The organism is Streptomyces sp. NPDC093149 (assembly GCF_044754145.1).
In the GTDB taxonomy this organism is placed as follows: Bacteria; Actinomycetota; Actinomycetes; order Streptomycetales; family Streptomycetaceae; genus Streptomyces.
Genome location: NZ_JBIVON010000055.1, coordinates 1 through 8,985, shown reverse-complemented (window position 1 = coordinate 8,985; position 8,985 = coordinate 1). Strand labels below are relative to the sequence as shown.

General features: G+C 67.0%; 8 protein-coding genes. 2 read left to right on the top strand and 6 right to left on the bottom strand.

The window, feature by feature from the left end; translation table 11 throughout:
* Positions 1 to 437 precede the first annotated feature (437 nt).
* From ACIQCZ_RS42210 to ACIQCZ_RS42190, 5 genes are all read right to left on the bottom strand, one after another.
* A complete protein-coding gene (locus ACIQCZ_RS42210; RefSeq protein WP_402291483.1) occupies positions 438 to 953 on the bottom strand; it encodes a GNAT family N-acetyltransferase in 516 nt (171 codons plus the stop codon).
* Positions 954 to 1,086: 133 nt separating this feature from the next.
* Complete coding sequence (locus tag ACIQCZ_RS42205) at positions 1,087 to 1,536, bottom strand: hypothetical protein (protein WP_402291481.1); 450 nt, start codon at positions 1,534 to 1,536, stop codon at positions 1,087 to 1,089.
* Position 1,537: 1 nt separating this feature from the next.
* Complete coding sequence (locus ACIQCZ_RS42200) at positions 1,538 to 3,721, bottom strand: hypothetical protein (protein ID WP_402291480.1); 2,184 nt, start codon at positions 3,719 to 3,721, stop codon at positions 1,538 to 1,540.
* Positions 3,718 to 5,418, bottom strand: coding sequence for a hypothetical protein (locus ACIQCZ_RS42195; RefSeq protein ID WP_402291478.1), 1,701 nt, complete (start codon positions 5,416 to 5,418; stop codon positions 3,718 to 3,720). The genes ACIQCZ_RS42200 and ACIQCZ_RS42195 overlap by 4 nt, the downstream gene beginning before the upstream one ends.
* On the bottom strand, positions 5,418 to 6,836 hold the full coding sequence (locus ACIQCZ_RS42190) for a tyrosine-type recombinase/integrase (RefSeq protein ID WP_402291476.1): 1,419 nt from the start codon (positions 6,834 to 6,836) through the stop codon (positions 5,418 to 5,420). The genes ACIQCZ_RS42195 and ACIQCZ_RS42190 overlap by 1 nt, the downstream gene beginning before the upstream one ends.
* Before the next feature lie 82 nt (positions 6,837 to 6,918).
* Between ACIQCZ_RS42190 and ACIQCZ_RS42185 the strand changes: the two genes are divergently transcribed.
* On the top strand, positions 6,919 to 7,215 hold the full coding sequence (locus ACIQCZ_RS42185) for a hypothetical protein (protein WP_402291474.1): 297 nt from the start codon (positions 6,919 to 6,921) through the stop codon (positions 7,213 to 7,215).
* Entirely contained in the window at positions 7,178 to 7,936 is a 759-nt protein-coding gene (locus ACIQCZ_RS42180; RefSeq protein WP_402291473.1) for a hypothetical protein, read from the top strand. The genes ACIQCZ_RS42185 and ACIQCZ_RS42180 overlap by 38 nt, the downstream gene beginning before the upstream one ends.
* A gap of 55 nt (positions 7,937 to 7,991) precedes the next feature.
* Here ACIQCZ_RS42180 and ACIQCZ_RS42175 read toward each other — a convergent pair whose 3' ends face one another.
* Positions 7,992 to 8,777, bottom strand: coding sequence for a hypothetical protein (locus tag ACIQCZ_RS42175; RefSeq protein ID WP_402291471.1), 786 nt, complete (start codon positions 8,775 to 8,777; stop codon positions 7,992 to 7,994).
* Between the last annotated feature and the right edge of the window lie 208 nt (positions 8,778 to 8,985).

Here is an 8,985-nt window from a genome sequence, read left to right as displayed (position 1 = left end):
AGAACCCCTCGACAAGGTTCATCGTCCCAGCTCAGAAGGCACTTTCGCGTTACCGCCCGTGATCCGGACGGACCGCAAGTGAAAACCCGAGGTTAACGCAGCAAAGGCCGTGTCCACCTTCCCTGATGTCTCGATCCCCGGCCTGAAGCCGATGGCGGGAGAGACCACCAGCAGGTCCCAGTTGTCTCGGTTGTCGAGCGTCGATGTTTCGCCTTGAAGTTCGCTCCTGGAGGTGACGGGCGGATGATGTCGGCAGGCGTGTGCGCCGCGTTGTCCGGCTCTCGGAGGCCATACTCCCGGCTTCTCGGCGACTGTGTTCGACCTTCGCCGGCGCTCGATAGCTCCGCCGGTGAAAGGAAGTGAGTCCTGTCTGCACCAACTCCGTCACGAGCCGAGAATGAGTATCGCGGCGTGGCTGGTGCAGCGGAGTCAGACAATCAGCGTGGCGAGGTGATCTTCAGCGGCGGGTCGAATGAGATCCAAACGTCGGACGGCAGGTCTGGTCGATGGGTCACCGGCCTGCGCTCCTCAGTCCATGCGTCACCGGCAATCTCCCCGGCGACGCGACGCCAGAAGTGGACTGCCCCCGCGTTGGCGTCTTGAAAGGCGACCTCCCAGGGACCTTGGTGCCTGGCTATTACCTGCTGAACAGCGTCCAGGCCGATCCCCGCCCTGCGTGCCCCTCGAACGACGAAGAAACTGTTCAGCACGCGCTTTGGGCCAGCCAGACCCCGGACGAAGGCAAGACCAGCCGGGCGTGTGTCGATCGTCACGAGGTAGGCCGCCCAGTCGGCGCCAGTGAGAGCGTTGTTGGGCCGATCGGCGTAGAAGGTCCCGTCAGTATCAGGAAGATCTTCATCGAACTCTGACAAGTCGTGACGGAACATCAGCCACAGCCGCTCCACCACGGGACGGTCGGCAGCATCTGCTAAGCGCACGGAAACGTCTGGCATGAGACTCCTCGCGATAGGCAGCCCGGACAAGTCGGACCAGGGCACGAAAAAAGCCTTCCCGGCGGAGGTGTATCCGACTGGAAAGGCTTCACTGATGCCGTGGAGAATAGCAGGCACGATCACCTGTGTGTCATCAGTGGCGCGGCAAAGGGACGATGCCCTTGACGTTATCGCCCTGCCACGATTGCGTACTCAACTGGCGGCGGAGCCGCTGGAGTTCATCGTCCTTGGCGGCCAGGGCCGACAGGGCACCCTGGTGACGTTCCTTGAGCTCGGCGAGCTCGGTGTGGGTTCGGGCGAGTTTCGTGGTGAGCCGTTGATTGCGCTCCCGGAGCCGGGCAATCCGGCCTTCGCGTGGGTCGGGTTGCCTGCCTGCGGCCCAGGCAGCGGTCCGCCGTTTCTCGAACTCGTCCTTGAGGTGGCCCCAGGTGCGGTAGAGGGCGGCGCGGGAGATACCGGCTTCCCGGGCGAGGGTCTTGACGTCGCAGGCCCCGCCGACCGGGATCTGCCCGGCAATGAGGCGGTCGATGGCTGCGCGGATCCGCCGTTCGATCTGATCGCGCTGTTCGGGACTGAATGCCACGTCATCCTGCCTTTCCAGCGGCCTCATCGATCTCTTCAAGGGCTCGCATCGAGCGTTCGTGCTCGGCCCGCAGCCGGCTCTTCTCTCCGGCCGGGATGCGCGGGCTGGCCAGCAGGACGGTGCCGTTGTCCGCCGCGGTCTGCCAGACGGGCCGGTGGAGGAGATGGTGGGTTGCCTGCGGGCAGCGGGAGCTGTCACACATTCCCGTTAGCGGAGCCGCTGCTGACTTGGTGCCGGCCAGCTTGAGACACAAGGCTTTGGCCGGGTCCTCGAACCAGCAGTAGTTCGAGGCGGCCAGGTGCAGGACCGCGGCCTTCTTCTTGAGCAGCAGTTCGACCTGCCGGTCGGTGACCACCTTGGCCGGGCCGGGCTCGTGTCCTTGGAGTTCGTCCTCGACCGCGCGGAAGGCGGCCATCAGGGCGTCCGCTCCGGGACCGGCTGGCAGCTGGCCGTCTTGGAACTGGCGGAACGCTTCAACGGTCCGGTGCAGTTTCTCGTCCGCCTCGGCTTTCTTCCACTCCTGGTGGAAGACGGCCTGGGCGCCTCCGGGCCGGTGGGCGTATCCCTCACTGGTGACCACGGACAGGTGCTTGAAGTGCAGTTTTGTGGCCAGCAGCCCGCCAGGCCGGGCCGCCATTTCAACCGCGAGAGTCCGGCGCAGGCTGCGGGGATGGACCGGCCTGTCGGGGATGGGCTCCAGGCCCAGACGCTGGCCGGCGGGCGAGGCCGCCCACCGCCGCAGCCAGTCCATCGCGCCGTTGCTGTTGAAGCCCTGGAAAGCGCCGAACAGCAGCTGGCCGGGCTCGGCATCGGTCAGTTGTTCGGCCAGAGTGACGGCGCGGACGACCTCCTCGACGACGACCCATTCATCACGCTCGCCGCCCCAGCGGCGGCCCTTGACGACCTTGCCGACAAGGCGATGCCGGGCCAGGCCCGGTGCGTCTTCTTCGGCAGGAGCGTGGCAGCCGACCGCCAGCTCCATCAGCTCGCTGGACCGCATGCCGGTCAATGCCGAGGTGGTGATCACGCAGGCATGTCCGACGACCCTGACCAGGGCCTGCGCCTGCAACGACGGCAGAGGGAGCGACCACGGCACCAGGTCACCATTATCGGCGCGGGGAACATCCGCTGCGTTCCGGCACCACCGGTATTCCGTCCCGACCTGCGCGACGGCCGCTTCCAGCAGAGGACGGACGCTCTTGAACAACCGGCGCCCGATGTCCCGGTGCCCTGTCGGCCGCAGCAGTTGGAGGAAACTGACCTCCAGCAATGGATCGTGCGGATCCCAGCCCCTGGTCAGTCGCTTGGCCACTTGCCAGTCCTGGAGCCGTGGAAGGGGCCTGCCTGCCCGCAGATGCTCCTCGACCACCGCAGCAAGCGGAGCCTCATCGCGCAGGTTGCGGATCAACCACGGGGTTTCCGCCTCCTGGGCGAGACGGTCGGCATGGAGCTCTTTCCGCAGCTCGACGACGTGCGGCCCGAGGACATCGACCAGGTGCAGGCATGCTGTCAGCAGCGGTGCGAGAACCTCGTCCGGCAGCGGCGGAGTCTTCACCACGATCTCGGGCCTCGTCGGGGCGCCGGTGACACGGCCCGGAGAACGCTCGCCCCACGGACGGAAACCGGACCGGTGCCGGTCGGCAGAGAACAGTTCCCCGTAGTCGGTGGTCTCCTGCATCACGGACACCACCGTCCGCAGGCCGTTCGCAGACTTCGGTCGGATCACAGCCCCATCCGCATCCCTGATGACGCCGTACTCCTTCACGAACGCCTCGCAGTGCTCCTGCGTGACCGCAGACAGAGAAGGGATCCGCCGTTCGTGCAGCCAGTTGAACCAGAAGGTGGCGTGGTAGAGCCTCGCCGCGACGGTGCGGGGATGGCGCGGGATCCGCCGGGCCCTGGGCAGCGCCAGCACCCGTTCATCGGAGGTCGCCAGCCAGGCCAGCGCGAGCTCCTTGGCGACCACTCGCCAGGCCGGATTCTTGATCCGGCTGAACTCCCACCTCTTCTCCGCCAGCCTCATCTGGGCCGGCGCATCCGCCCAGCCCTCCAGCGACCACACATCGTCTTCGAAGCGGGGCCGGTCGCATCCGTCCCGCCAGACAAGGCCGGCGGTGGCCGCGACGTCCGCCCCCGCGAACAACGACCCGGAAGGCATTCCAGCAGTTGCGGGAGCAAGGTTCATGAGGTCATCTCCTCAGCACGCAAAGGCAGTTCGGCATCCACGTCGGCGACATCGGCCTGCGCCGCCTCGATCGCCGCCTGTGGAAACCGCGGCAAGATCTCGGCAGACAGCCGACGGGCATAGGGGGCGAACACCACCGCGAACTGCTCACGCGGCATCGCCCGGAACTGACGGGCGAAATACGCCTTCAACCGCAGCAGATTCGGCAGGTGCCGCGGCGTGAACAAGGCGAGCGGGCAGAGCAAGCAGACCCATGGCCTGGCCGGACACGGTTTTCCCTTCGGGCCGTGGAGCCCGGCCAGCTGATCCGCGCAGGACGCGGTGAACACGTCCCGTTCGCCGCCCAACAGCTCCTCCAGAACACCCTGGCCCAGGCCGAGACGCTCGACTGCCTGTGGCAGCCGGTCCGCGGCCGCCGCGTCGTCGACGACCAGCGGCGTGCTCGCGCGCCGCAGCAGGTCTCCTTGCGCGTCCGCGATGATCTCGCCGACAACCGCCTGCTGAGCGGGTGTGGCCGCTGACAGGTAGTGATCGCCCTCGACCTCGGGAGAGTGGTTGGGGTCGATCGTCGCCCGCAGCGACCACGTGCGCTGCCCGCGCTGAGCGATGAACGTGGTCCGCAGCCGTCGCCTGTCCAACCACATCGGCCCGCCGGCATCCGACCGCACGTCGTGACGCTTCACCCAGGGCCGCAGCAGATACTCGGCGAACGTGGCCGCAATGAACCGGCAGTGCGAAGTCACCAGCCAGACCCGACCGGCCAGGTCATCAGGAGCATGCCTGCGTGCCAGGGCACTGTGCTCGATCCACTGCTCCAGCAGCCGTGATGCCCCCGCCGACAGCACCAGACTCTCCTCGCCCGTGCGGCCCTTGGTGTAGGAGAGCAGCATCGCCTGCTGCCCTGTCCAGCGGACATCCTTCGTCTCCAGACCCGTCAACCCGTCGGGGACGATGCCCGTCCAGGCCCCCAGCAGCAACAGATAGGGGACGGCGTCCGCGTGCGTGGGGAACAGCGCGTTGCGGATCTCCTCAAGCCCCAGGGACCTCTGCCGCGCTTCCTCGCGTGTCAGGCCCAGGTGCTTCGCGACCTCTGCCCGGCTGACCGGTCCCAGACGCAGCAGCAACCAGGCCGCGTTCGCCTTGTTCCAGCCCGCGACCGCCGGGTCCTGGCCCTCCTGGGCGAGCGCGAGCATCGCCCGGTGCCGGTCCCCAAGACGGCGTACCTCCGCTTTGCATAAGTCGATCAGCCGGTTCCACTCGGCCGGCTGGTAGGGCGGCAGCGGAGAGCCCACGACCGGCCGGGTGTAGTTCGTGCCGAACACCATTTGCCGTACCGGCTCCGCCAAGGCTTGGTGCCGCTCGTCGAAGGCCCGAAGCATCGCGCGCGTGCGGTATTCGACCAGATACTGCGAACGCAGCCAGAAGGAAGCCAGCAGCGGCCGCGTCAGCTCGCCCGCCGATCCGACGAACCCGTCAGCGGCCAGTTCGCGGACCATCCGGCGCAACGTGTAGGTGAAGCTCATCACCGTGGTCCGCTTGGCGAGCGGCCCGTGCGGGTGGACCAGAGCGGCCAGCCCCTCGGTGAGATCGACGGCCAGCAGCGGGTTCGGAAGGTCTCCGATCACGATCAGCTCGGTCGCCTGGCCGGGCAGGGACAGCTTCAGCGCGAGCGGCTCGCGGATCACTTCGGCGGGCATCAGACAGCCTCCTCGAACTCACCATCGGCCTCGGCCAGCACCGCCGGATCCACTTGCCCGTGCGTCTTCTCCCAGGCGGCCCGGTAGATCCGGTGCACGTCCAGGCGCTTGAGGTAGACCTCCGTCGTCGTGACGCTGGAATGCCCCAACAGGTCCCGCAGGATCAGCAGCGGATCGGATTTCAGCAGGTAGAGCGCCAGCCCCGACGCGTCACCGGTGGCCGCGGCCAACTGGGCAGCAGCCTGGTAGTGGCCCTCCACCAACCGCTCCAGCGTGGCCATCGCGAAGCTGTGGCGACATCGGTGCGGAGCGACGTCCGGGAAGCGCGGCTCGAACACCTCCCGGATCCGGCGGGCCGTGCGACGGAACAGCGTCCCCCAGTCCACGAACGGCCGCCCGCCGTAGCTCAGCGCCAGCAGCAGCGAGCCTCCCTGCGGGTCGACCAGCCGCAGCCGCTCGGCCGGAGCCAGCGACGACCAGGTCATGCGCCGGCCGTTGACCCGGCCGCCGCGGAAGTCCGCCTCCTCCACCACCAGCGGCTTCCGGGGCATCCACGAACCGCGGGCCACCTCCCTGTCCAGCGCGATGTAGGCGTGCACCGCCGCCAGCGACGCGTAGTCGATCCACGTCATCCGGAACTTCCGGCCCTTGGCACCCAACTCCGGCACCGCCCACAAGATCGGCACCTCGGTCGGCTCCGCCGGAAGCGACGGCACCTCGTGCACCAGCAGATGCGTGAACTCCCGGCTCCGCATCCCGGTGCCCAGCACCAGGCGGCCCATCGCCGCGTTCCGCCCCGGGAACCGGCCGCGGAACGCCGCATCCTCCAGACCGTCCGGACCCAGCCCGGCCAGCCCGCGGCAGAACAGCTCGGCGAAGTCCGACTCCAGGTACTGCACCTTCACGTGCGGCTTCACCCGCCGCAGCCTCGCCAGATTCCGCCCGGTCTCGACCAGCCGACCCTCGACCATCCGCATGCCCGTGCCCACCGTGAACGGCACCGCGCTCGCCAGGCCCTCGTCCACCGCCCAGGCGTAGAACCGGGACAACGCGGTGACCTGAAGCTCCCAGGAAGACGACGCCAACCGCTCGTCCAACGGCCCCGACAACCGCCGGTCCGCGTACGTACCCAGCGCGGCCACCAGGTCCTGCCGCGAGGCGAACACTCCGATCGCATGCCGCCGCAGATGAGTCAGCCAGTCCCGGGCCGCCAGCGCGTACGCACGCCACGAGTTCGGCGACGGGGCGCCGCTCGACGGCAGCGTACGCAGCCACGTGTTCACCACCCGCGTTGCCCGCGGGCCGTACCCGTCCTCGAACAGGAAGTCGTCGTCGATCAGGACCGGCATCCGCTCAGGGATCAGCGGCTGCCCACCGAGTCCCCAGGACTGCCAGTCCTCGGAAGAGAAGAAGTGCACCAAAACGGGCCGGGACGTTAGGCCCGCGACACGACCTTCATCAACTGCTAACTCCACAACCAATCAACGGGAGTTGAGGCATGTGAGACACGCAAAGAAAGCAGCGACAATCTGGGTCCAGAACGACTTCTGCGCCCGCGTGAAGGGCGCCTCCGACCACGCCCCGGTCACCTACGAGGACCCGGCCACCAAGGAGAAGACCACCCACGGCACCGCCGACGGCCGCAAGGCGTGCCTGCACCACTGCCTTTCTCTTGGGGTTGACGGCCGCGGGAGTCGAGAAAGAGCGATGACCGTGCAGCTCAGCGGCGGGCTCCCCTGCCACCACCAGAGTGCGACACGTGTCGCGCACCGCGACGGCACGCCGCAGCTATCCTGAGTCGCTGCCAGTAAGCGGTGACGAACATTTGTCGTGGGGGATGGCTGTGGCAATAGAGATGATTCCTGACCGCCCTGGGCGGGAAGCTGCCTTCGAACCGCTTCTTGATGAGCTGTTGGCGATCTTCAGCCCGTCATGGGTGCTTCCGGACCGGATGACGGGAGAGCACCAGCATCATCGCTGCGAGGTCAAACGCTGGGAGATCGGTCGCGCTGCTGAGGAAGACCCTGACCCCACCCGCCAGCATGCTGACGTCCTGATGAATGCCGTCGTGCATGACCAGTGCCGTAGCGGCATCAATCAGCTCATTAAGCCTCTAGTTAAGGCTCTTGGGCACCGCTGGACGCAGGAGCAGATCATCCATTACGTCCGTGCCGGTTCGGACGCGCAGAAGATCGGGGCAACGATGGCCTGGTATTTCTCCAGGCCAGGTCTCCAATACGCGTCAACGGACGACCTGAAGAACCGGGTGCCCACTCCGGAGAGCAAGGCGGCCCTGGACGCGCTGTCCGATCTGAGCGTCAACTACCGAGACGCGGTCTTGATTGCCTTCCTGGCCTGCGAGGACCCCGGAACTCGCCAGGACCTGTCCTTGTGGATCTCCCTGAACTCATCTGCCTATCCGGACGTCCTTCAGGCCGATCACGAGCGAGCCAAGGGTGTCATCCTGGCCGATCCGGAGCACTATCGATTGATGCTCCAGCGTTCCGGCCACGGCTGAGGCTTGATCAACATCGTTTCGGCTGCCCTGGCGGGGGCGACGGAGGGCGACGCGGTCATCGGTTGAGCTGGGTCATCAGCTCCCGGTTGGTGGCGCGGGCAGCTTCCAGGTCTTCGTTTCGTTCGGTGAGCTGCGTGTTGAGGTCGGCGACTTGCTGTTTGAGGTGGGCGATCTGCTGATGGAGGGTGTCGATGTCACCGGGGGCGCCCAGACCGGAGCGATGCCAGGCTTCTTGGCCAAGGGCTTCGGACAGCCGTCGTTCGAGTTGGGTGATGTGCCGGGCCAGACGGGTGTTGCGTTCGGTGAGGTTGGCCAGGTCGGCCAGCAGGGACTGGCGGCTGACCTGGGGGCCGGTGGGGCCGTCCGGTGGTTGGGCGGCGCGGGTCCGTCGTCGCAGCTCAGCCGGGAGCTCCGAGGAGGCGATCCCGAGCAGAGTCGAGACCTCTTCCGGCAATTGGGGCGGCGTCACCCCAGCGATGCGGCCCAAAATCTTCGTCACCAGCGAAAAGCCATGACCGCACATCTCCGTCAGTTTGACAGCCTCGCTACGAACCGCCATCAGCAGCTGTCGGGACGTGTCGGAGACTTCTCCCAGCCTCAGCGATTCATCAAATTCGCCGCGATGTTTGCGGAAAGCGCGGGCCTGTGACCGAAGCTCAGCTAGGCGTGTCCATAGGTCCTCGGGCCTCCGGGCGCGGGCGACCGCGACAGCGAGGAAGACCGGCATTACGAGGTCTCCTTCCCGGGCGAGCTCACGATACGCATGTGTCGCGGCCTCGCTGGTGAGAAGCCGGTCCTCGAGTTCCCAGTTTCGCTGCACGAAGTGGTGACGGAACGGCATCCGAGCAGTCGCCGGCGCGTACGGTAGCGCGAGCAGGCTGGCGAAGGACTGGGCAGCGTACGCGCGAAATGTCACATCGCCGAGGACCGGCTCGCAGTCCTCACCCGATGGCACTACTGAACTTGAATGTGTGATGTCGGCCTGATCGTGTCAGCTGGTCAAGGTCAGGCCGGTGCCTATGCGGCAGCCGTCGATGAGGTGCGGTCGG

Coding starts and splice junctions, on each gene's coding strand:
- ACIQCZ_RS42210 (WP_402291483.1), bottom strand. CDS start 953: ATGCCAGACGTTTCCGTGCGCTTAGCAGATGCTGCCGACCGTCCCGTG.
- ACIQCZ_RS42200 (WP_402291480.1), bottom strand. CDS start 3,721: ATGAACCTTGCTCCCGCAACTGCTGGAATGCCTTCCGGGTCGTTGTTC.
- ACIQCZ_RS42195 (WP_402291478.1), bottom strand. CDS start 5,418: ATGCCCGCCGAAGTGATCCGCGAGCCGCTCGCGCTGAAGCTGTCCCTG.
- ACIQCZ_RS42175 (WP_402291471.1), bottom strand. CDS start 8,777: ATGCCGTTCCGTCACCACTTCGTGCAGCGAAACTGGGAACTCGAGGAC.